The sequence below is a fragment of the Rhodoferax ferrireducens genome, assembly GCF_049302455.1.
Lineage (GTDB): Bacteria > Pseudomonadota > Gammaproteobacteria > Burkholderiales > Burkholderiaceae_C > Rhodoferax > Rhodoferax ferrireducens_B.
In genome coordinates this window covers 93,432-115,859 of the sequence record NZ_JBAQMD010000015.1, presented here as the reverse complement: position 1 = coordinate 115,859, position 22,428 = coordinate 93,432, and the positions used below count along the sequence as shown (strand labels likewise).

Annotated in this window: 18 protein-coding genes; 10 read left to right on the top strand and 8 right to left on the bottom strand. The window is 58.1% G+C overall.

Annotation, left to right across the window (positions count from 1 at the left end; translation table 11 throughout):
* The 4 genes from WA157_RS02270 to WA157_RS02255 form a co-directional block, all read right to left on the bottom strand.
* A complete protein-coding gene (locus tag WA157_RS02270) occupies positions 1–1,335 on the bottom strand; it encodes a TIGR03013 family XrtA/PEP-CTERM system glycosyltransferase (protein WP_422619410.1) in 1,335 nt (444 codons plus the stop codon).
* 251 nt (positions 1,336–1,586) lie between these two features.
* Positions 1,587–3,554: a hypothetical protein gene (locus WA157_RS02265; protein ID WP_422619409.1), complete on the bottom strand. Its 1,968-nt coding sequence runs from the start codon at positions 3,552–3,554 to the stop codon at positions 1,587–1,589.
* A complete protein-coding gene (locus WA157_RS02260) occupies positions 3,538–4,782 on the bottom strand; it encodes a pyridoxal-dependent decarboxylase, exosortase A system-associated (RefSeq protein WP_422619408.1) in 1,245 nt (414 codons plus the stop codon). Before WA157_RS02260 ends, WA157_RS02265 begins: the two co-directional genes overlap by 17 nt.
* A 39-nt stretch (positions 4,783–4,821) precedes the next feature.
* On the bottom strand, positions 4,822–6,438 hold the full coding sequence (locus tag WA157_RS02255; RefSeq protein ID WP_422619407.1) for an acyl-CoA ligase (AMP-forming), exosortase A system-associated: 1,617 nt from the start codon (positions 6,436–6,438) through the stop codon (positions 4,822–4,824).
* A 127-nt stretch (positions 6,439–6,565) separates the two neighbouring features.
* On the opposite strand from WA157_RS02255, the gene WA157_RS02250 reads away from it, so the two are divergent.
* The 5 genes from WA157_RS02250 (at position 6,566) to WA157_RS02230 (ending at position 10,891) form a co-directional block, all read left to right on the top strand.
* Positions 6,566–6,817 carry an acyl carrier protein gene (locus WA157_RS02250; RefSeq protein WP_422619406.1) on the top strand — a complete coding sequence of 84 codons (252 nt, stop codon included), beginning with the start codon at positions 6,566–6,568 and terminating at the stop codon, positions 6,815–6,817.
* Between the two features lie 12 nt (positions 6,818–6,829).
* Positions 6,830–7,702, top strand: a complete 873-nt coding sequence (locus WA157_RS02245; protein WP_422619405.1) for a hydrolase 2, exosortase A system-associated — start codon at positions 6,830–6,832, stop codon at positions 7,700–7,702.
* Positions 7,703–7,756: 54 nt separating this feature from the next.
* Complete coding sequence (locus tag WA157_RS02240) at positions 7,757–8,614, top strand: helix-turn-helix transcriptional regulator (protein WP_422619404.1); 858 nt, start codon at positions 7,757–7,759, stop codon at positions 8,612–8,614.
* Positions 8,615–9,008: 394 nt separating this feature from the next.
* Positions 9,009–9,770, top strand: coding sequence for a PEP-CTERM sorting domain-containing protein (locus WA157_RS02235; RefSeq protein WP_422619403.1), 762 nt, complete (start codon positions 9,009–9,011; stop codon positions 9,768–9,770).
* A 254-nt stretch (positions 9,771–10,024) separates the two neighbouring features.
* Positions 10,025–10,891 carry a hydrolase 1, exosortase A system-associated gene (locus WA157_RS02230; protein ID WP_422619402.1) on the top strand — a complete coding sequence of 289 codons (867 nt, stop codon included), beginning with the start codon at positions 10,025–10,027 and terminating at the stop codon, positions 10,889–10,891.
* A 3-nt stretch (positions 10,892–10,894) separates the two neighbouring features.
* On the opposite strand, the gene WA157_RS02225 is transcribed toward WA157_RS02230, so the two are convergent.
* Entirely contained in the window at positions 10,895–11,590 is a 696-nt protein-coding gene (locus tag WA157_RS02225; RefSeq protein WP_422619401.1) for a hypothetical protein, read from the bottom strand.
* A 348-nt stretch (positions 11,591–11,938) separates the two neighbouring features.
* Between WA157_RS02225 and WA157_RS02220 the strand changes: the two genes are divergently transcribed.
* Both WA157_RS02220 and WA157_RS02215 read left to right on the top strand, forming a co-directional pair.
* A complete protein-coding gene (locus WA157_RS02220) occupies positions 11,939–12,703 on the top strand; it encodes a tetratricopeptide repeat protein (protein ID WP_422619400.1) in 765 nt (254 codons plus the stop codon).
* Positions 12,704–12,773: 70 nt separating this feature from the next.
* A complete protein-coding gene (locus WA157_RS02215) occupies positions 12,774–13,862 on the top strand; it encodes a D-alanine--D-alanine ligase family protein (RefSeq protein ID WP_422619399.1) in 1,089 nt (362 codons plus the stop codon).
* A 25-nt stretch (positions 13,863–13,887) separates the two neighbouring features.
* Here the strand turns inward: WA157_RS02215 and WA157_RS02210 are convergent, their stop codons facing one another.
* Positions 13,888–15,660, bottom strand: a complete 1,773-nt coding sequence (locus tag WA157_RS02210; RefSeq protein WP_422619398.1) for an asparagine synthase-related protein — start codon at positions 15,658–15,660, stop codon at positions 13,888–13,890.
* A gap of 213 nt (positions 15,661–15,873) precedes the next feature.
* Between WA157_RS02210 and WA157_RS02205 the strand changes: the two genes are divergently transcribed.
* The 3 genes from WA157_RS02205 to WA157_RS02195 all read left to right on the top strand — a co-directional run bounded on the left by WA157_RS02205 (position 15,874) and on the right by WA157_RS02195 (position 20,011).
* On the top strand, positions 15,874–17,067 hold the full coding sequence (locus tag WA157_RS02205) for a Mur ligase family protein (RefSeq protein ID WP_422619397.1): 1,194 nt from the start codon (positions 15,874–15,876) through the stop codon (positions 17,065–17,067).
* An 80-nt stretch (positions 17,068–17,147) separates the two neighbouring features.
* Entirely contained in the window at positions 17,148–18,347 is a 1,200-nt protein-coding gene (locus WA157_RS02200; RefSeq protein WP_422619396.1) for a Mur ligase family protein, read from the top strand.
* A gap of 449 nt (positions 18,348–18,796) precedes the next feature.
* Positions 18,797–20,011 (top strand): Mur ligase family protein, encoded by a 1,215-nt coding sequence (locus tag WA157_RS02195; protein WP_422619395.1) that lies wholly within the window; start codon positions 18,797–18,799, stop codon positions 20,009–20,011.
* A gap of 152 nt (positions 20,012–20,163) precedes the next feature.
* Here WA157_RS02195 and WA157_RS02190 read toward each other — a convergent pair whose 3' ends face one another.
* Together WA157_RS02190 and WA157_RS02185 are read right to left on the bottom strand one after the other, a co-directional pair.
* Positions 20,164–20,583 carry a transposase gene (locus WA157_RS02190; protein WP_422619394.1) on the bottom strand — a complete coding sequence of 140 codons (420 nt, stop codon included), beginning with the start codon at positions 20,581–20,583 and terminating at the stop codon, positions 20,164–20,166.
* Positions 20,584–20,920: 337 nt separating this feature from the next.
* Entirely contained in the window at positions 20,921–22,396 is a 1,476-nt protein-coding gene (locus tag WA157_RS02185) for a lipopolysaccharide biosynthesis protein (RefSeq protein ID WP_422619393.1), read from the bottom strand.
* Positions 22,397–22,428: the final 32 nt, after the last annotated feature.

The following is a 22,428-nucleotide window of genomic DNA, read 5'->3' as shown; positions in this document are numbered from 1 at the left end:
TTACTGCGCACCCTTGCCCATCAGGACGACGCCCACCGTCTCAAACAACACGACCAGATCAAGAAACAAGGAATGATTTTTGACGTAGTAAAGGTCGTACTGCAATTTTTCCGCCGCATCTTCGACCGAAGCCCCATAGTGGTAACGCACCTGCGCCCATCCGGTGACCCCTGGCTTCACACTTTGGCGCACCGCGTAGTACGGCAGTTCCTGTGTCAGCTTGTCGACAAAATAAGGCCGCTCCGGGCGCGGCCCCACCAGACTCATGTCCCCACTGAGGACGCTGAACAATTGCGGCAGTTCATCGATGCGCAGCTTGCGGATAAAACGACCGACCCGCGTCACCCGGTCGTCGGCCGCCTGGGCCCAGCGCGGCTTGCCGTCTTGCTCAGCATCCAGGCGCATGCTGCGAAACTTGATCACATTGAAGAGCCGCCCGTTCAAGCCGACGCGTTCCTGCCGATACAAAATGGGCCCGCCACTCTCCAGCAAAATAAAGGCGCCTGTCAGCAACATCAAAGGCGAGGCCAGCACGATCAAAAGCGTCGCACACAGCAGATCAAAAATTCGCTTGACCGCAGTGCGCACCACGCCTTGTCTGAATCCGTCACCAAAAATGAGCCACCCCGCGGACACTGAGTCACGACGAATCTGGCCAAAAGTCTTTTCAAAGTGGGTGGCAATGTCAACCACCCGCACACCGTGCAACTTGCAGTCCAGCAACTCGCGCAAGGGCATGCTGCCGCCACGGCGCTCGCTCAAAGCCACCACAATCTCATCGACCCGCTCGTCGATCACAATGTCTGTGAGCGATTTCTGAGGCGACAGCAGCGCCCAGCCGGAGATCTCAGCCACCGCTTCATTGGGGCTGGCGTAATAGCCGACCAGATCCACACTGGGATCCGAATTCTTCAGGGTGCGGCCCACCAGCCTGGCTCTTTCCCCCGAGCCAAAGACCAACACACGCTGACGCATCATGGCGCGGGGCGTGGCGTGCGCCATGTAGATGCGGTGTATCAGCAACAGGGCCACAGCAGCGATCAGCGCCAACAAGAATGTTTTCTCATCTTGTGGTGTGAGCGGTGACAGACGGAAAATGATGTAGGCCAACGACAACGAAAGACACAAAGACAAGACGGCGCGGGCCCGCGTCTGCCCCAAAGTGCGGTTGTGCACCCGCTGATAGAAGCCCAGACCCATATTGATCACCAAAATGCCGATGGCCGACAAGACAGTCACCGCCAGCACCACCGAGGAAACTGACGCTGGATTCTCCGCCCGCCACAGAACCGCCACCGCCACGGTCACTACCAGCAGTCCCAAATCAAAGCACATTTGTAGAAATGTACGTCTGTGAAAATAGTGATCGAATATTTTTATCATGTTCAAGCTCCACAGTCCCTTGCTCTGAATTGAGTCTGCCCTGCAAAGCCCAGAAGCGTTTGATTTTTCGCAACCGACCAAGAGAAACATGGTCCTGACTTGGATCAAGTTTTCGTCTTTACAGCTTTGCATCACCTGCAAGCTCGGGGAAGACCATGGACATCGGCGATTCAGCCGAGAAATGAAGCCGTCGGGGTTGGCCGTTATTCAACTTCCCTGGCGACTTGAGCTGAGACAAGCGCAAGAAGGCAAAACAGGAATGCCACTCTGGGCACGTCCATCAGGCTGCTGACCAGGCCCACCAGCAGTGCCCCACACAATGACGCCGCCAGATAGGGCGCCAACGCGCTGGCCCGGGCGCGCCCGAAGACCAGATGCCAAAGGGCATACGCCATCAAAGCGGCAAAAAGCAGCAAACCCACAAGCCCGCGCTCGATCAGCAGTTCCAGAAACAGGTTGTCGATGTGCCAGGGCACAAAGTAGGACTGTGCTAGCGGGAACCAGTGCGCCATGCCGCCGGAGAAGTCGCCATTTTCAAGTGGCTGCGCCGGATACGCCCCGATCAGGCTCACATTGTCAAAATCGGCAGCCCCGCCCGCATTCACAACCGACAGGGACAACATGGACAAACGGGGCGCATACCAGGGCCCGCCCGCCAAGGTCGGCCCTTTGAGTGGCAGCACCATGTTTTGCCAGTCATTTTTGTCTGGCAAGACCCGACTAGATGCCAGCTGGCAAGGTCCGTCATAGAGCAAATGCCGTTCACACAACTCCACGTAAACGTCGGCTGCGTGCTGAACCCGAACATCCAGACTGACGCGATGGTCTGCCTTGGAGACGTTGACCACACGCTGCGTCAAAGCATACTGGCCCCCCAATCTTTTCAAAGTAAGGGGACCGTGCACCGTCACAAAAGCGTTGGCGGCCTGGCCCGGCTTTTGCTCCTCTCGCCACTTCACCTCGCCCGAGAACTCGCCTTGAGGAACATGGGCCGCGTAGTTTGCTGGCAAACGTCCGAGCCCCTTGCCCAGCAACCAGTCGGTCGGGCCATCCAGCAAATCAAGGCCACGGCGCCAATGTTCAACACGGCTGCCGAAGTCCCGATCCGCGCTGGCCAGGCGGTCCATCATGAATGAACCTGCCCCCAGCACCACCGCCACCTCTGCCACCAGCGCCAACAACAGCGCCAGGCTGGCCCTCGCCCGCCAGCCCTCGGGCCGGTAACGTCGCCACACGGGGCCAAAAAAGTCCCGCGCATTGAAGTTGGTCTTCTGCGCCCACAGCAACAAGCCCAGCAACAGCAATGGACCCGCAACAGCCAGGTAGACGCCGCGGGAAAATGTGGTCAGGCAAGCATAGGCCGTCAGCAAGGTGAGCACGGCAGCCGCGACCCAAAGCAGGGGACGCCGGGCAGCGAGCAAGGCCCACACGAGAAACGGCGTCGCCAACGCCAGGTAACCGTCTATCGCAGCGCCGCCTACATGCATTTCCCAAAACAGGGCAACGGTGCGATAGGGCATTGAAAAATCCAGCCAGCCGGGAAACGCAGCACGCTCCCACAGTACTGCCAGTGTGACCACCGTCAACCCCGCCACCATGCCGCCCGCGAACCGCTGACGGGCCAGCTGTCCTGACTGCTTGAGTTCACGCTGCAACAGGGGAACAAAAAGCAACGCAAAGCCCAGGCTCTTGAACACGCGCAAGCTGTTCAGCGCATCGGTGTACCCGGCGAACCAGTCAAAGGCAAAACCACCGGCGTCGGCGAAGCCGCGCAGCAAGGCCAGCAGACCGGCGAGACCGAACAGACCCAGCAAGGCCGTCGACCGCCACGACGAAAAAGGATTCTTTGTCTCGCGGCCCTGCGGCAGCGACCAGGCCAGACGTCCATAAACGCCCGCCAAGGCGCCCAGCAGCAAGACGTCGAATTCCTCAAAAACAAGCCAGCCGGTCCAGCTTGAAAAATTCAGCAGCGGCAGCAAGGCGGGCACCACAAAAAGCCATAGACCCGGCCGCCACGCCGCGATCAAGCACCAGATCGAAAAGACGGCCAACACCGCCATCGGCCACAAAGGGTGGTGCCAGGCCAGCGCCGCCCCGGCACACAAGCTGCCCAAAGCGACGAGCAACCAGAGGGGATGCTTCAGGGGGTCGCCCCTAAACAAGAACTTCAAGACAAGCGGGATGCCCCAAAAAGCCTTGCGGGCTGGCGCTGGCGCCATAAGCGCCCGACTGGAATACCACCACCAGATCATCGACTTGCGCCACCGGCAAAACCATGCGATCGGCCAGCAGATCCAGCGGCGTACACAAAGGCCCGACCACCGACACTGTTTCTGTCTCCAGCGAGCCGGCCTTGTTGCCAATCGTCACCGGGTAGTTCTTGCGTATCACCTGGCCAAAGTTGCCGGACGCGGACAAATGGTGATGCAGCCCGCCGTCCGCCACCAGATACACCTGTCCGCGCGACACCTTGCGGTCCACAATGCGGGCCACGTAAACCCCGGCTTCGCCCACCAGGTAGCGACCCAGTTCAATCACCAGGGCGGCGTCGGGCAATTCGGTCTGCGCGCGCTGGACCAGTTGGGCCAGGTTGTCGCCAATAGGGGCCAGATCAAGCCGTTGTTCACCCGGAAAGTAGGGAATGCCAAAGCCGCCACCCAGGTTCAGAAAGCGCACCGGCGCCGGCGCATGCTGTGCCAGCCGCAGCGCCAGTTCGTAAGACTTTTGCTGCGCTTCGCAAATCGAATCCGAACGCAAATTCTGCGAGCCGGCAAACAAATGAAAGCCTTCAAAGGCCAGACCGGCACGGCCGATGCGGCCCAGCAGCTCTGGAATCTGTTCCACATCCACACCAAACTGCTTGGGGCCACCGCCCATTTTCATGCCTGAACCCTTGAGTTCAAAGTCGGGGTTGACCCGCACCGCCACCCGCGCGCTCAAGCCCAATTCGCCGCAAATGGCCTCCAGCGCCGCCACTTCGCGAAACGATTCAAGGTTGATCAGCACGCGCGACGCCACCGCCTGGCGCAACTCGGCATCGCGCTTGCCCGGTCCGGCAAAGCTGATTTCCAGCGGGTTGGCGCCGGCATCCAATGCCACCTTCAGCTCGCCCGCAGAAGCCACGTCAATACCGTCCACCAAACCGGCCATCAAACCCACCACCGCAGGCATGGGGTTGGCCTTCATCGCGTAGTGCAGCTTGACCGTCCCGGGCAACACGCCGCGCAGCGCTGCCACCCGGGCGCGCAACAACGAGCGGTCATAGGCATAAAAAGGCGTTTGCCCCACCCGCGCGGCAAGCAATGACAAGCGCTCGCCACCCACTGTCAATTCGCCCTCGCGTACGGAGAACTGGTTCATGGGGGCATGCACGGGAAGTTGGCGTTCAGGCAGAGTCATAAATTGGGTTCCGCTTTCAATTTCAGGACGAAGCGGCGCTCAAGCGGCATGCCGCTCAAGCCACTCGGTTGCCAGTAATTTGCGGTCGATCTTGCCGTTGGGATTGCGCGGCAGCGGCCCGGCGACGAACTCGATGCCTGCCGGCACCATGTAGGCGGGCATGCGGGCACGGCATTCACTCATTAGGTCATTTAGGCCTCTAGCCCCCGTACCTATTGCGTTAGTAGCTATCACTTGTATAGCATGGCCCAAGCTGGGGTGATCGACGCCGAAGGCCACGCACTCGCCCACCATTTGGGTGGCGTACAAAATCTCTTCCACCTCGGTGGGGCTCACCCGGTAACCCGATGTCTTCATCATTTCATCGCGTCGGCCAATGAAATACAAAAACCCCTCGGCGTCTTTGCGCACCGTGTCACCCGAAAAAACCGCATATTCAGGCAACTGCAGGCCAGCCTCACGTCCGGGTGCGTCAGAGGCCAGCAACTTGTAGCGCTCCGCCGTCTTCTCAGTGTCATTCCAGTAACCCATGCCCACCAGCGCACCGCGGTGCACCAGCTCGCCAGGCTCTTCCGGGCTGCAGGCAGACCCGTCTTCACGCAGCACCAGAATTTCAGCATTCGGGATCGCCTTGCCAATCGAATCCGGGCGGCGGTCTACCTCATCCGGCGGCAGGTAGGTGGAGCGGAATGCTTCGGTCAGGCCATACATCAGGAACGGTTTGGCTTGGGGCACGCGCTGGCGCAACAGATTCAGTGTTTCACGCGGCATGCGTCCGCCGGTGTTGGCGAAATAGCGCAAATTCTCATTGATGGCCGCAGGCCAATCCAGTTGCGCCAGCTGGATGTACAGCGGCGGCACAGCAGTCAGCCCGGTCACTTTTTCCCGCTCCATCGCCTTGAGCACATCGCGCGGCATCAGGTAATTGAGCAACACCACGCGCGCACCGGCGTGAAACGCCGTGGTGAGCTGGCTGAAGCCCGCATCAAACGACAAAGGCAGCGCCGCCAGCAGCACGTCTTCGGGCTTGTTCTCCAGGTAAGAGGCCACGCTCTTGGCACCCGCCACCATGTTGCGGTGCGACAGCACCACGCCTTTAGGCCTGCCGGTACTGCCCGAGGTGTAAAGAATGGCCACCATGTCGACGTCAATCACACGGTGCCCGGGCCGGGCCGGGCTGCTGAGCAGGTCAGGCCAGGAGACCAAGGCCAACGGGCCTGGCAGGGTGAAGTCGGCTGAGGTTGAAGGGGCCACGGCATCGGTTACCACCACATGGCGCAGGTCATGGCACTCAGCCAGCACCTCTTTCATCGAGGCCAGACGCTCCGGCGACGTCACCAGCACGCGCACATTGCAGTCGCGCAAAATAAATGCCACCTGCTCCGGTTTCAGCAGCGGGTTGACCGGCACAAACACCGCCCCGGCCGCCGGTGCGCCAAAACTGGCGATGACAGTTTCGAAACGTTTTTCAAGATAAATGGCGACCCGCTCACCACGATCCAGACCCAGGCCCAACAAGCCGGCGGCAAACTGGCCGACGCTGGTGCTGAGCTCTGCGTAACTCAAATGTGAGGTGCCACTGGTCAGTGCAATCGCCTGCGGCGTGCGCTGGGCCGCCAGGGTGATCAGTTCGGGTAGGAGTGTGGATTCGGTCATAGAAATTAGAGAAAAAATCATGCCAATTGAGAAAAACCATGCGGGCACAAGACATCACACAACCCGCACGCGCTTTTGAACCCTAGAATAATCCTGATCGGCGAAATCGCTTCCCAGGGAGATTTAATTGAACATATCACAAGAAGTGCTTCGTGTTGTTGACGAAGTTCTAAGTCTGAATGGTCGCACCGCCACCTTCACGCGCGACACCCCCTTGCTGGGCGCCATCCCCGAGCTGGATTCCATGGCGGTCGTGACGCTCATCACCACCCTTGAAGAACAGTTTGGCCTGGTGGTTGACGACGACGACATCGATGGATCAACCTTTGCCACGGTGGGCTCGCTGACTGACTTTGTCAGCAGCAAACTGGCGACTTGAAGCGGCCCGTCTGTGCAACCGGAAGCTTTTTTTCTGCCTGCCGGGGCGGCGCAGACCAGCCAAAGCGACCAGCGTTTTTGCCTGTTTTACCCGGCTGAATGTGACGCGAGTGGCGGTGCAGCCCGCGGCTTGATGCTGTACATCCACCCCTTTGCCGAAGAGATGAACAAGGCCCGCCGCATGGCGGCCTTGCAGGCGCGTGCGCTGGCCCAAGCGGGTTACGCGGTGCTGCAGATGGACCTGCTCGGTTGTGGCGACAGTTCGGGCGATTTTGGCGACGCCAGCTGGCAAAGCTGGGTGAGCGACGTGGTGCAAGGCTGCCATTGGCTGCGCAAGCACGGCAACACACCTGGCGCGGATTCGGCCCAACTGCCGCTGTGGCTGTGGGGCCTGCGCGCTGGCTGCCTGCTGGCGGTGGAGGCGGCCAGGCAGCTTGACGCGCCCTGCAACTTTCTGTTCTGGCAGCCGCCCGCTGTCGGCAGGCCGCTGCTGCAACAGTTCTTGCGCCTCAAAGTGGTGGGCGACCTGCTGGGCGGTCAGGCCAAGGGCGTCATGGAAGGCATGCGCCAGCAGCTCGCCAATGGCTCACCGGTAGAAATTGCGGGCTACCTGCTGTCACCTGGACTGGCATCCGGGCTGGAGCAAGCGGCCCTGGTGCCACCTGCCGGCCCAGGCCCGACACAGCGACTGGAATGGTTCGAGCTGTCCACGCGCGAGGATGCCGGCTTGAGCCCGATCTCGACCAAAACCATCACCCAGTGGCAGCAAGCGGGTTACAGGGTGGGCGGCCACATCGTGCATGGCCCGGCGTTCTGGCAAACCACCGAAATAGAAGATGCTCCGGCCTTGATTACCGCCACCACTGCCGCTGTCTGTAACGATTGAAAAAATTGGCACACCTCACTGTGATGCCTGATGAGGGAGCAAGAAAAAGTGCCAATGAAATCGAATCGGCCTGATCGCCAGTCATTGGACCAGGCGTCGCAGTTGCTGCAATTGGCGGCGCGCCTGCACACAGCGCGCGCCAATCCGGATATTTGGCGCGAAACCCTGCTGGCCTTTCGGGATAGCACGCCGTGCCATGGCGTGCTCGATCTGGCGCCTGACGCGCCACTGGGGCCGGACGATCTGGCGGCGCTGGCGGGGCGCCTGACACACTGCGCCGCCTACAGCGATGAATGTGGCGGCGACGCGTCGCTCAGTCGCGCCCTCTGCGCGGCATTCGCGGTGCACATGCACACTGCGGCGGCTGCGGCCCACAAGACGCTACAGGCCGGGCTGTTTGATCAGCTGCCACCCACCTGGATCGTTGACCGCAATGCCCAGGTGCGCGAGGCCAACCCGGCGGCCAAGGCGCTAACCCAGTCTGGCGAGCGCGTCAGCCTGGTGGGTACGCGGCTGGAGCTGGCGGGCCCGGGTGGGGCCCGCGCGCTGCTCAAGGCTCTGGCCAAAACGGGTGCACGCACGCGACTTCCCTGGACCGACGGCAACGGCAAGCGCGTGAGCTTTATGTTGCGGGCGCTGCCAGATGCCACGCACGTCGCCGTCACCGCGCTGCTGGACGCGCCGGACCCGATGGAACTCGCCCTGGCGTTGGCCGAACAACTGCAACTGACGCCACGCCAAAGCGAACTTGCCGCCCATTTGCTGGCGGACCAGACGCTGGCAGGTGCCGCAAGGGCGATGGGCATCTCGCGCCACACGGCCAATGAGCATCTGGCAGCGCTGGAACAGCGCACCGGTGTACCCGATCGCAGAGGCTTGCTGGTCGTACTGCGCCGCGTCGCGCAGCGCTAAGGCGAGCCCCAGCAGGCCCATTTCGGCCAGACTGTCGGGATTTTTTACACTTGCGCGTCGAAGGTTGGGAAACGATACCCCCGCATTGTGTTGGGTGTCTCGGCTGGAATCACGCCAAAAACACCGCTGAAGTTGCCTGCATTGGAGATCGTGCGGTTCTTGGACGGCCGATTGACGGATTACTGGAATTCGTCACCCGCCAATGTGTGGGGGTGGTGGGGCTGACAGATGGATACCGAGGGCGAGGGTTGGCGGCTAAAAAAGTGGGTGAATTTCACAAGTTACTTCAATGAAAACAATGACTTGCAGATTTTCCTAAATATGTGGCACACATCGTGCAACATTTTGTTACGTTGCCCCTATCTTTTTGGGTAACGCATACCAGGAGACCTCAATGCTTCGATCGTCATGTATTACTGTCGCGCTGCTGACCGCCGCGCTCTCCGGCACCGTCATCGCTGCGCCGATGCTCGTGGATCGGGGTTTACCGACGGCCAACCTGAACAACGCCGCCGGCTCCAACCGCTCCAATGTTGCGTGGGCATTTGCTCCCACCTATGTCGTTGGTGACACGTTTACCAACACAAGTTCGCAGACTTGGTCAATTAGCAGTATTCGGCTGTGGACGGTAGGCCAAACCGATTCGACTGTTCTTCTAGGTGGAGTTAACGGATCAACCATCGGCGTGGCCGCAGGCGCAGGTGTGATATCGACACCGGTCTTTTACGCGGATGGTGTAGGCACAACCACCTACCAAGGTTACTCGGGCGCATTCCGGAACATGTCCCAGGTTGACTTCGCGGTCAATATCACATTGCTAGCCGGACAGACCTATGACTTCTTCCTCGATGGGATTGGCGCTGCCGCTGCGGGCCAAGGCACGACCGTTCCGTTCGTTCACGCGTCCAACGCGGCATTGAGTAGTTCCCCCCAAGACGGGGCGGATGGTTCGATGCTTTACCTGGATGTTCCGGGCGGGGTCGTCGATCCGCTAAGCATAGGGACGTGGGATTCAGCCGCGCCAGGCTGGGGGTGGGACAAGTCCTCCGACGTGAATGTGCAGGTGTTCGGCAACGCCATTCCCGAACCCGCCTCCCTCGCCCTCTTCGGCCTGGCCCTTGCCGGTCTGGCCGTATCGCGTCACCGCAAGGTCTGAGCTTCGGCCTCGCCGTACAAAGCCCCGCCATTGCGGGGCTTTTTTCAAGGTGCTCCCTGCGGGGCGCAAGTCCTCTCTGCTGAACCCAATCAACTTCCGGTTCGTCCTGCAAAAAGAACAGGACGTTTGATGCGTCAAGTACGGTTGCCTGACAATCTGCCGTTATCGAATTGGGTGCACAAATAGCCAAAACCCGAATTGCTTTTAACATTCGACTTCAATCTCTATAAGACCGCGCCCTAAAATTTTCCGACATGACCTACACCGAAGAGACCACCCTCTTCGCCTGCGAAGGCGACACCTTGCTTGGCATTCTGGCCAAACCTGAAATTCCGTCAGAGGTCGGTGTGGTCGTGATCGTGGGCGGCCCGCAGTACCGGGTTGGCAGCCATCGGCAGTTTGTGCTGTTGTCGCGCGCGCTGGCCGCGGCTGGCTACGCGGTGCTGCGCTTTGACTACCGGGGTATGGGTGACAGCGAAGGCAAGCAGCGAAATTTTGAAGCGGTGAGCGCCGACATTGCCGCCGCCATTGACGCACTGCAACAGCGTCTGCCCGCCATCAAACAGGTGGTGCTTTGGGGCCTGTGCGATGGCGCCTCGGCCGCCCTGCTCTACTGCCATGAAACCCGTGACCCGCGCGTCAGTGGCCTGTGCCTGTTGAACCCGTGGGTCCGCTCCGAGACCAGTCTGGCGCGCACCCAGGTCAAGCACTACTACACGCAGAGGTTGAGGCAAAAAGAGTTTTGGACCAAGCTGCTTCATGGGGGGGTAGCTTTGAAAGCGCTGCCTGGTCTGGTGCAGAATATTCGAGTCGCTTTTACAGGTGCGCGGCGTTCTGGGGCAACGACATCTCTATTGCCCTTTCAGCATCGCATGGCTGCCGCTTGGGATGCCTTCAATGGCAATATTTTTTTACTCTTGAGTGGCGACGACTACACGGCCAAAGAATTTCTGGAGTACGCGCGCACTGACGCCGCCTGGACAAACACGTTAACGCATCCGCGTTTGGTTCGCCACGAGTTGCAGGATGCGGACCACACATTTTCCAGCGTGGTCTCTCGCACCACGGCAGAAGAATTGACACTTGCAAAAGGTCTGCAACAACTCGGCCAGAGAGCCTGAACCTCAAGACTCTGGTGCCCCTTTCGGGCCTATGTGTAGTTTTGGACGTCCCCCGAAAGCAATGAACGGGCGTTGGCTGGACAGCATCCATTGAAACTGCCCCAGTCGCAAAAACAGTGCGCGCCCACAGTCTTTCGCCCCCAAACTCCGGTGCGATGCAATGGAGCGCTGATTAAACGCATTGATTCGGCTCACGGTATAACGTATGCTTTGCGGTTTGAGCAACGCATCAAAAGCATCCCATTGCTTGGCAAAGAGGAAACCCAGACGCTCCGATTCGGCCACAAAAACATCAAAATCCCAGACACAGCGCCCGTCCTGCGGGAGCAAATAATCGACACGTACTTCATCTTCAACGTAAGCATCGCGAATGAACCAGATGCAGCCAACCAGCACGTCATTTTTGGTCGCCACCAGGCACTGGGCGCCCTGGACAAAGCGTTGGTTTATCACCGCCGTTGGACGATCCAAGCGATTCAAAACAGGCTCGGGGGCTTGTAGCAGCCGAAATGTGAACGACTTGCCGCGCGTCGGCGGCAGACGCGGCTGATCGGCCAAAGGTTGAGCGACGAAGAGGTAGTAGTAAAGACCGCATGTGTTGCTGATTCGACGCAATAGACGATCCAACAAATACAAAAATGCGGCTGAGACGCCCAATTCACGAACCAAAAGATGAATGCGCTGCCAAGATGATGACATCATTCTCTAGTGAACCCCCTGAAAAATGACCATTGTGACAGTGAGCGTTCGAACAGGCCTATGCCATCCCAAAAAGAAGAAAGAATTCGATTTGTTTCGTCAGATGACGGCCAAGCCTTGAAGAACAGGAGACGAGCGACGCTCCAATAGATCCGATTTTCTCGCTTCTGTACATGCACCACTCTTGAGGAATATCAAGTTATTCGGAAAGCGACGCTATAGAGTTCAGGCAGTTAGTCGCTGCGTTTATCGGCTGGCATATGTGTTCTTGGGGCCAAGGCGCGGCAGCGGCCTGGTTTCCAGAGACGCCTGAGCAACAGAATTTACAAACAGACGGAGCCATTTCTGATGCACTTTAATCTCAGAACAGGTCTCAGATCTCTGCTGGTCGGCTTGTTGATGGCAATCTTCACCGCTGCAGCAGTTTTCGCGCAAGCACCTCAATCAAACTGTGGCGAGCTTCGGCTGCATCGAGCCGGGCAATTTGGCCCCTTCGATTACCGCACGGACAGGTCCAAGTTGGGCATCGTTGAAGATTACCATTTCACACCCGCTGTCGAAGCCCTGATCCGCGGAAGCTCTAGCGTCATACCAGGACCCGATTTGAGCTACACCCTAGGTGCATTTCCGAATCATCACAGAGCCCTGCTTGCCATGGTGCGATACGGCGAGAAGATGAAGTCATCTCGGCCGCCAGGCGCGAGTTACTCGGTGGAATGTTACTTTGACCGTGCGCTGCGGTTTCGCCCCGACGACTCGATTGTGAGGATGATCTACGCCAGCTATCTTTCAAAGTCCGCGCGCGCCCCCGAAGCCATTCAACAACTTGAGCAGGCAACTGCCTTCGCCGGAAACAATGCCTTTTCTCACTACAACATAGGCCTGATCTATTTCGATATGAAGGACTACGACAGAGCACTCCGTCAGGCTCACAAGGCGAATGAACTTGGGTTTCCCCAGACGGTTTTGCGTGACAAATTGCAGAGCGTAGGCAAATGGACTGAACCATCGGGCAGGCCAGTGATAGGGCCTGGGACCACGCCAACCAGCGAATCGGCTGATATTAAGAATTCAACCTTAAGTAGTCCCTCACCCGAGGAGAACCAAAAATAGAACACGTCCTGCCCTGTCCTCTATTTGCGGAATCCGTACGAAATCAACAGACAACTTCAGTGAATTGAACATGGAGACGGCACCAATGAACATTTGTATTCTCTATGGCGGCAGGTCGGGCGAGCATGAGGTGTCTCTTAAATCGGCCGCTTCCGTTGTAAAAAACCTCGACGCGGCGAAGTACAGGGTCACGGCCATTGGCATCGACAGGGCCGGACGGTGGCACCTACAGGAGTCGGTCGTATCAACGCTGGTGCCCGGCCAGGGAGACTCGCTGTCGATCGCGCCGTCGCGTCATTCGGTCTCAATCGTGCCTTCAGACGGCATCCATGCTGCGTCTGGCAAGCTCGCTATCGATTGTGTGTTCCCTGTGCTGCATGGCGACTTTGGGGAAGACGGCACCATGCAGGGGCTTCTCGAACTGGCAGGTCTGCCCTACGTGGGAGCCGGTGTGCTGGGCAGCGCCGCTTCGATGGACAAGGAGACCGCGAAACGCCTGTGGCGGGACGCGGGTCTACCCATCGTTGACTTCGAGGTCATTCATCGGACTAGCGCCACTGAAGATCGAAAAGCTGCGGGAGCGCGCCTGGGCTGGCCCCTTTTTGTGAAACCGTGCTCGGCCGGCTCGTCCCTGGGCGCTTCGCGCGTCACCCACGAACGCGAACTGGATGCAGCCCTGGCACATGCTCTGCAATTTGACAACCGGGCGCTTCTTGAGCGGTACGTGGATGCCCGGGAAATCGAATGCGCGGTAATCGGCAATGCTGAACCGCATGCATACGTGCCTGGGGAGATCATTCCGGACAAGAGCCATAGCTTCTATGACTACGCGGCGAAGTACACGGACCCGGACGGGGCAAAGCTCGTGGCGGAGGCTAGCCTCGATGCACCAACCCGTGAACGCATCATGCGCACCGCACAAGCGGCCTATGCAGCAGTGCGTTGCGAGGGCATGGCGCGGGTTGATTTCTTTCTGGAACGCAAAACAGGCGCTATCTTCCTGAACGAGATCAACACCATTCCGGGCTTCACCAATATCAGCATGTTCCCCCGCATGTGCGAGGCGTCCGGCCTCGCCTACCCCGATTTGCTGGACACGCTGATTACTCTCGCCCTCAATCGGGACGAGGGCAGGAAAAGCTTGCGTTACCAAAATTAAGCCGCGCTTGTCGCTACCAGTCTGCCTAGTCGTGGCCTGCAGCTCGGGCGGGCGGCAATTCGTATCTTCCGCCTGAAATCTTCCAGTAGCGGTAGTACGCCAACGCCGCCTTCAGCGCGTAATCAAAATTGCGGAATCCGAGTTTCCAGGCCCACCGCATGAATTGCAAAGACCCCTTTCGCAATACCGGCCGGGGAAACGTTTTGTCTCTCAACATGACCGCGCTTCGATCAAGAAGGTCCCGCTGCAGTGCCGCTTGATGCGCCTTCGATGCAGGCGTAGTCCACTGATCCGGCAAATCATCAGGAATCGAGACCGGACACGGGACATGACCTGGATAGGCCTGCCAAGGCACTTCGCGTACCGCCGGCTCGAAAAATGCCAGCCATTTGACGTAGAACGCATGGTACAGGCAAGGGTCTAGGGCAATCGCCATCAGGTGCTCCAGCAACTCACTATCGTAAAACGGCACCTGAAACTCAAGGCGGTGTTGGTCGATAGTTTCGAAGTGATTGACCAAATGCCGACGCGGGCCGTTCAGGTTCAGAAAAATATAAAACGCACGTACCGGATCGGGGTGGCGAATCGCTTCAAGCTCGCGGCGCAGTCGCGCATGCAGGTGACCAAGACATTGTTTGGCAAGTTCGGGATCTAGAATTCTGGTCAGAATGATCTTGTGCTGCTGGCGCAAGTAGACATCGATGGCACCATCCAAATCACCCGAGCGCAGCAGGCTCACGATCTCAGGGCTGACATACACATAGCCAAGCCCAACGCTTCCACCTTCACCGGTCCAGACAACCTGGGGATGTTCCGGCATTTGCTCATGCCGACGGGGTGAAGCGCGCCATGTGTCGGCCATCACTGCTGACCAGTTCGGCCCCGGTTCGGTGGGCAACTCATGGTGAATGGCGCCGCTTTTGTTCGCGTACTCCAAGGCGAACGCCTGGTCCTGCGTATTCGCCAGCGAAAAATTGAACGTATAGACCCGAGCGCCTTCTGCAAGAAGCGCCGCGACCACGCAGCGGGAGTCGAGCCCGCCACTGAGATAGGCAAACGTCGTCTTGTCGCCGCGCAATCGTCGACGTACGGCGGACTGGAACACCCGGTAGGTTTCTATCAACGCTTCTTCTTCGGTTGACTGCACTGGGGCAATCGCGTCCCACTGAAAATATTGCGATGACTTCAAATCGCCTTGATGAATGGTCACGACCTCGCATGGTAGAAGCATCTTGATGCCTGCGTAAGGAGTGCCCCCGCCGAACGGATAGCCAAAGCCGGAGATCTCCGCAACGGAGAGTACGTCCATTGTCTTGGGAACTTCCGCAAGGGCCTCCAGGATACGCAGCGCGCTGGCGAAGTAGACATAGTCATTGACAACCGTGTAGTAAAGCGGCCGCAACCCCAGTCGGTCCGCAACGAGGTAGCCAGTGCCCTTACGCGGATCGTAATAAGCGGCACAAAATGTCCCGCTGGCGCTACGCAGACTCTGAAAATCGCCTTCATCCCACTTTGTTTGCAGATACGCCAGGTGAGCGTCGCGGCCCGGACCAGCCGGCCCTTCGCAGGTGAGCAACGGCTCGCCGGTAAGTACGGAGAATGAACCTGTGGGCGATTCGCGATGCGCAGGGCGGTCGAATGCACCCATGTCGACCTTCACGAGAAATGCCTGGGCATCGCGGAATTCGATTGGCTGATCTTTGGGATTGCGGGAAACGTTCCTTTTCAAGGAATCGCAAACTGAATCTGGGATGCGTACCGAAGGGTTGCGACTAAAGACACCGGCGAGAATTGTCATTGATGTTCTTACTCCAATATTTTTCCATCTGTCGTCGGATTCTGTTGGCCAGCGCGAACGACTCTGCTCTACCAATCAAACCCTGATTCCCGGCAAATTGTGCGCCCAACGCTCCGCCTTCAGCTTGAATGGCAGAGTGTATTTGCCCCGGGCTTGTCCGCCTTTGCGTTTGCTCAATTCGCAATCTCCAAGGTCTGAATATAAACACCAGCTATGGACTACGCTAATCGGGGAAAGGTCAAGGTGAAAAAATTCATTGTCGACGTCATTTTGGAGCCCTTGATCCCACTCAAACGAGTGGAGTCCGATCTCATCTTTTGGGCACGCTTCGTTTTTCTTCTTCGCAGGCCTTTCGTCATAGGTATCACCGGCTCCGTTGGCAAAAGCACCACAACAGCGTTGGTCGCGGCTGTTCTCTCGCATCGGGACGCCCGGCAAATCGTCGGCCCGGTTGGCTGCACCATGGAAAACATGAACGACGATGTTGGCTTGGCGGCTACGCTGCTTTGTTTTAAGAGCTTTTTGATCCTCCCTTGGAGCTACGCTGGCAGGTTAGCAATGATTTTTCGGTTGCCGTTCCGCGCGTTGCGTGTCGTTTTAGGACGCTACCCGAAAGTCATGGTCCTGGAGTGTGGCGTTGGTTCGACCGCGAATTTGCACCGACTGGTCACGATTGCCCCACCAAACATCGCCGTAGTGACCCGGATTGGGGCAGCCCATCTCGAAATGATGAAGACGCTCGATGGGGTTGTGCAGGAAAAGAGCGTGCTCGTTCGTGCCGTCCCTCCAACGGGAGTGGTGATCCTGGGTCAAGGTCATGCGTATGTTTCCCAACTCGAGCAGGCGGCACGCGCGCCGGTAATCAAGGTGCCCGGTCAGGGAGTTGAACTCTCGCAGAATGTTGCCCGGGTCATATGTCAACACATGGGCATCCCCGAAGAGGCTGTGAACTCAGCTCTCAAAGACTTCAAAAACCCGAAAGGGCGGTTGAATCGACTGGAATTCGCTGGCATGACCGTGATCGACGACAGCTACAACGCCAACCCGATGTCAATGGAACTCGGACTTGATACCTTGGCCGAGACGGCCAAGCCGCCACATCGCCGACTGGCCGTCTTGGGATTCATGGCAGAACTAGGTCCAGAAGGCCCACGCTTTCACGAAGACGTAGGCGCCTACGCCCGGAACCGGACTGACATATTGATTGGCGTCGGAGAACTGTCCAAACTCTACAAACCCGATCATTGGTTTGACAGCAGCGAAGCTTGTGCGGATGCCATCGAGAACCTGCTCCATCTTGACGATTGCGTACTCGTGAAGGGCTCGCATTCAGCGCGAATGGAACTGGTCGTCAAGAGACTGCGCAAGATCGCCGAACGGCGCCTGAGCCCACCAGTGCAAGCTTGACGATCATGGAAATTCTCAACGCAGCCGAGTACTCAACTGACCGAGGAGGTCATGTCAAATTGGAAGGATGAGGGTTTTATATGCGACCGCTTGAAGGAAATTTCAAAACGAAAACGAAGAAGTTTGTGGTTAACTTCTTCCTTGAGCCATTGGTCCCTCTGCGCAGGCTGGAATCCTACTTTATCTTCTGGGCGCATCTCGTGTACCGGATTCGCAAGCCGTTCATCATCGGTATCACCGGGTCGGTCGGCAAAAGCACGACAACAGCGATGGTCGCCGCGGTTCTCTCGCACCCAGATGCAGAGCGCATCGTCGGGCCGGTCGGTTGTACCTTCAGCAACATGAATGACAACGTGGGTCTGGCAGCCACCTTGCTTCGTTTCGAGCATGTTTTTGAGATCCCTTGGAGCTATCCGGGCCGGGTGGCGCTGCTACTGTCATTGCCCCCTCGGGCCTTGCGCCTCCTTATTGGACGTTACCCCAAAGTCATGGTCCTGGAGTGCGGCGCCGGTTCGACCGCGAATTTGCACCGACTGGTCACGATTGCGCCGCCAGACATTGCCGTGGTCACCAGGATTGGCGCAGCCCATCTCGAATTGATGAAGACGCTCGATGGGGTGGTTCAGGAAAAGAGCGCTCTGGTTCGCGCCGTCTCGCCATCTGGTCTGGTCATATTGGGTCAAGGCCATGATTACGTGTCGCAGTTCGAGCAGGTTGCGCGCGCACCGGTCATCAAGGTGGGCGGCCAAGGCGTGGAGCTTTCGCAAAACATTACCCGAGCTGTGTGTCGACACATGGGTGTCCCCGATGCGGTCGTCAGCGCGGGGCTGAAAAGCTTCAAGAGCCCCGAGGGACGGTTGACTCGTCTCGACCTGGCCGGCATGGTTGTGATCGACGACACCTACAACGCCAATCCGCTGTCGATGAAGCTTGGCCTGGATACGTTGGCCAGCACGGCTGCTCAAGGACAGCGAAGATTGGCCATCCTTGGCAGCATGTCCGAAATGGGCGAAGAAAGCCACCGTTATCACGAGGAGTTGGGCGACTATGCGCGGAGTCGGTCCGATCTATTGATCGGCGTAGGAGAACTCTCCAGACATTACGCTCCTGATCATTGGTTTGACAGCAGCGACGCTTGTGCAAACGAAATTGAAAAGCTGCTCCGATGCGACGATTGCGTGCTGGTGAAGGGCTCGGCTTCAGCACGAATGAGTCGGGTCGTTACGAAGCTACGCGAGATAGCCAAGCAACGGCAACAGAGTGTGCCGTTGCTTGTCTGAGTGCCGTGGCAGGGCCCCATGTTCGGACGGCAAAGAGCGACCGCAGCCATCACGGATCCTGAACTATCTGTCGGCGGAGTATCCGCCGAATCGTGCCTGTTGAACTTAAGGGGAATGAATTGTCAAACTCAGGGGCCAAGCCAGCGCTGTCAATTTTCAAAGGTATCTGGAAAGGTGTTGAGTGGCGGCTCAACGGGTGGGCATGGAAACTCCGCAGTCGATCCGTATATCCGCTCCCCATTCTTGCGCCGTCCATCGCTTCGTAGGACCGCATTTATCGGAATAACGGGAAGCGCCAGGAAGACCACGACCAAGGATCTGGTCGCAAGCATCCTGGAACGCCACCTACTGCGAGGACAGAAGGGGTTTTGGACTTTGAATGGCCTTAGTGACGTTGAGACGTCCCAATGGTCTCGCTGCAAACAGGCCAAATGCTTAGGAGTACGCAAATGAAGTTGTTCGAAAGCAGGCACGGGCAGAAGGTAAAGCGCTTCATTGTTGGCAGCCTCTTGGAGCCATGGATTTCGACGCGGAGACTCGAATCCTATATGATATTTTGGGCACGTTTCGTGTACCGGGCCCGCAAGCCGTTCATCATTGGAATCACCGGATCGGTCGGCAAGAGCACTACGACCGCGATGGTAGCCTCTGTCCTTTCGAATCAAGACGCTGTGCATATCGTCGGTCCGGTCGGATGCACTGTGGACAATATGAATGACGACTGGGGTGTAGCCGCTACGGTACTCAGATTCAATGGTTTCTTCGAAATTCCATGGGATTACCCCCGCAGGCTGGGGATGCTGTTCCTGATACCTTTCAGGACCTCGCTCGCTCTTATCGGGCTATATCCGAAAGTGTTGGTACTGGAGTGCGGCGTAGGCTCGACCGCGAATTTCGACCGTCTGGTGGACATTGCGCCGCCGGATGTGGCCGTGGTCACGATGATAGGGGATGCGCATCTTGAAGTGCTTCAGTCGCTTGAAGGCGTGATGCTGGAAAAAAGCCTCCTCGTTCGTGCAGCACCCCCATCGGGATTGGTCATACTCGGACAAGATCACGAATATGTTTTCCAGCTTGAGCAGGTGGCGCGCGCGCCCGTGGTAAAGGTTTCGGGCATCGGCATTGAACTCTCACGGAATATTACGCGCGCCATATGCCGGCACATGGGAATATCGGAGGAGGTCATGGAATCAGGCTTGAGAGATTTCAAGAGTCCCAAGCGGCGGTTGGAGCGGCTGGAACTCTGCGGCATGACAGTCATCGACGACACCTACAACGCAAACCCGATGTCGATGAAGCTCGGGCTCGACACTCTGACTGAGACTGCCGGACCGGATCGTCGCCGAGTAGCCATCTTGGGCTTCATGGCCGAGTTGGCGGAAAAAAGCCCGCGTTATCACGAAGAAATAGGCATCTATGCGCGCAGCCGATCCGATGTGTTGATCGGCGTCGGTGAGCTTTCGAAATCCTATAACCCTGACATCTGGTTTGCCAGCAGCGAGGCTTGCGCCGACCGGATCGAAGGCCTGGTCCGTCTCGCCGATTGCCTGCTCGTGAAAGGGTCACATTCAGCCCGCATGTTAAGGGTAGTCGAGAGACTGCGCGATATAGATGAGAAACGAAAGATGTATCCCGGCCCGGCTGAAAATGCAGGGGCAGATTAAGAACCTATCCGTAAACAGTATTTACATCGAACTTGATCTTTCTGAATGCAATGATTGATGCTGCCAAATGGTTGAGCGTAAGAAAACTGCGATCAAGCTTCTCATATCGCACCAGCAGTTTGCGAAAACGATTGAATCAACTGTGTGCCACTTCAACCACCCGGCGCCTGGCTTTCCTCTTGGGATAGCGTTTGAGTTCGGCAGCCTCTTGTCCTCGTCCCTTGACATCCGGGGATGTAGCCATCCTTAATGACTTTCAGGGCAGGCGCTCCGGTGTAGCCAACATCGGCATACAAATGCTTGCGTCGCCTACGTGGCGGATTGGCACGTTCGATCTCGATGGCATCGAGTACGGCTTCCTGCACTTCCGTAACGTTCAGCGGGAGTGCCTTCCACTGGCAGCCCGTTCGCAGGATAAACACAATGCCTTCAATTACGAGACGGGTATTCGGGCTTGCGCCCACCGCCATTCTTCCGGGTGCAAGAGTCACCTGCCGCCCGCTGGCGCCTGGGATCATTCCAGCAGCGGCAGCCTGCATGACCAGCCATGGCGGTCGGGTCACCGGCGTCATCCCGCGTGGCTCACCGTCAAGAGAGCATGACACTGCAACCAGATTCCAAGCTTCGCGATGAAAAGGCAATCCTCGCCGCGCATAGTCAGCAGGCACTCCGAGTTTTCGATGAAGCGCGTTGACTCGTCCCGCGTAAGCATCCCTGCCGGAGCGGAGTCCCCTCACCATTTCCAGCCTGACCGCCATGTCCCAGACCACCCGTTGAGCGGTGCCATACCAACACAACCGCTGCCCGCGCTGCCACTGTGAGCGCCACGAGACAATTCGTTCGACCTCTTCCCAAGCCGCAAATAACCATCCATTCACAAGAACCCAATTCCGCCGGTCATAGCGCCATTCACGTTTGCATCGGCGACACCCGTTTGGACGTTGCAATGCTCCGCACCATCTCGATCACTTCGAGCGCGCCCTTGCGGTTGAGCACAAACGACACCGCACAATAGGCTATTGCCCCTACCGCGATCAAAACACCCATGCGCAGCACTCCCCCAAGCCCATAACCCGCGATGATGAACCGCACCGCGATAACGGCGCCGTACATCGTCAATCCGGCGCCCGCCGCGGGCGCCATTGCCGCGAAGACCTGCCTCGTGCGCAGACCAATGACAGGCGCGGATCGTTTCATGGCAAAAAGAAACAACGAGGGCGACAGCACGAGCCACGCCAAACTCAAGCCCCTCAGCCCGTCCGCATACGCGCCGGCGAAAAGCAGCGGAGGCGCGACCAAAGCTGCCCAAATGGTGTTGCGCAGCAAGATATCTGAGCGACCCATCCCCTGAACAGCAACTCCCACGAAGCCACCAATTATCCGAAACGGGATTATCAATGCGAGCACCTGCAGCGGGACCACCGCTTGCATCCATTTTGCGCCGAGGACCACCTCGACAATCTCCGGCGCGATGCTAGAGATGCCCCACAACAGCGGGAATGCAAAGAAACTCAAGATCCGGACTCCCAACAGCACGCTCTCGCCCACTTTTCGGACATCGTGCTGCATGCGCGAAAAGGTCGGAAACGCCACCTGATTGACGAGGCCGGCGATTTTATCGCTCGGCAAAGATGCGAGCTGTATGCCGACCGAATAAAAACCGAGGATTTCATTGCCTAACACCTTGGCGCAGATGATGACGTCAATCTGACTAAAAAAAGTCCCGAATAGTCCAGCAAGCGTAAGGTGCCCTCCGAAGGTCAGAAGCGATCGCATTCCTCTCATCGAAAGTTCCGGCCAGTGCAAGAAGGGCGCGAGGAAATTGATCCCAATGACTCTCCATGTCTGGCCGGCAATCGACCCCACGACGAGCGACCACACGCCTGCACCGGCGAAGGCCATTACAAGCGTCGTTACACTGGCAATGATTGCACCGGTCAAGTCCAGCAACGAACGTTTGCGGAACTCCATCCGTCGCTGAAGTAGAACGTTGGGAATAACATCGAACCCGCCGATAACAAACTGCAGTGAAAGCACTCTGATAACTGGGACCACCCGCGGCTCGGCAAAGAAGGCGCCGATAAGCGGCGCCGCGAGCGCCAGCACAGCGGCCAGCGCCAAGTTGAGAACGAGAACTATGCCGAACGTCTGACGCAGAGTGCGTTCGTCGAGGTCGGTTTTCTGGACTAGCGCCGGCCCGAGACCGAGCTCGGAGAACATCTGCAGAAATCCGATAAAGACCGTCGCCATCGAAAGCAGTCCATAGTCTGTCGGCGTCAGCAACCGGACCACGACGATCGTGATGGCCCAAGTGATCAGCTGACTTAGCAGCCGCACGCTGGCGGTCCAGCGAAAGCCCGACAGGGCTTGCGATCTAAGGCTCATATATGTCGTTCAAGAATTCAAGCCGATGCTGC

What these genes read in the sequence shown, in the direction of transcription:
- WA157_RS02225 (WP_422619401.1), bottom strand. Translation starts at nt 11,590, where the DNA reads ATGTCATCATCTTGGCAGCGCATTCATCTTTTGGTTCGTGAATTGGGC.
- WA157_RS02260 (WP_422619408.1), bottom strand. Translation starts at nt 4,782, where the DNA reads ATGACTCTGCCTGAACGCCAACTTCCCGTGCATGCCCCCATGAACCAG.
- WA157_RS02200 (WP_422619396.1), top strand. Translation starts at nt 17,148, where the DNA reads ATGCGACCGCTTGAAGGAAATTTCAAAACGAAAACGAAGAAGTTTGTG.
- WA157_RS02185 (WP_422619393.1), bottom strand. Translation starts at nt 22,396, where the DNA reads ATGAGCCTTAGATCGCAAGCCCTGTCGGGCTTTCGCTGGACCGCCAGC.
- WA157_RS02255 (WP_422619407.1), bottom strand. Translation starts at nt 6,438, where the DNA reads ATGACCGAATCCACACTCCTACCCGAACTGATCACCCTGGCGGCCCAG.
- WA157_RS02230 (WP_422619402.1), top strand. Translation starts at nt 10,025, where the DNA reads ATGACCTACACCGAAGAGACCACCCTCTTCGCCTGCGAAGGCGACACC.
- WA157_RS02220 (WP_422619400.1), top strand. Translation starts at nt 11,939, where the DNA reads ATGCACTTTAATCTCAGAACAGGTCTCAGATCTCTGCTGGTCGGCTTG.
- WA157_RS02190 (WP_422619394.1), bottom strand. Translation starts at nt 20,583, where the DNA reads ATGACGCCGGTGACCCGACCGCCATGGCTGGTCATGCAGGCTGCCGCT.
- WA157_RS02195 (WP_422619395.1), top strand. Translation starts at nt 18,797, where the DNA reads ATGAAGTTGTTCGAAAGCAGGCACGGGCAGAAGGTAAAGCGCTTCATT.
- WA157_RS02215 (WP_422619399.1), top strand. Translation starts at nt 12,774, where the DNA reads ATGGAGACGGCACCAATGAACATTTGTATTCTCTATGGCGGCAGGTCG.
- WA157_RS02240 (WP_422619404.1), top strand. Translation starts at nt 7,757, where the DNA reads ATGAAATCGAATCGGCCTGATCGCCAGTCATTGGACCAGGCGTCGCAG.
- WA157_RS02210 (WP_422619398.1), bottom strand. Translation starts at nt 15,660, where the DNA reads ATGACAATTCTCGCCGGTGTCTTTAGTCGCAACCCTTCGGTACGCATC.
- WA157_RS02235 (WP_422619403.1), top strand. Translation starts at nt 9,009, where the DNA reads ATGCTTCGATCGTCATGTATTACTGTCGCGCTGCTGACCGCCGCGCTC.
- WA157_RS02205 (WP_422619397.1), top strand. Translation starts at nt 15,874, where the DNA reads ATGGACTACGCTAATCGGGGAAAGGTCAAGGTGAAAAAATTCATTGTC.
- WA157_RS02270 (WP_422619410.1), bottom strand. Translation starts at nt 1,335, where the DNA reads ATGTGCTTTGATTTGGGACTGCTGGTAGTGACCGTGGCGGTGGCGGTT.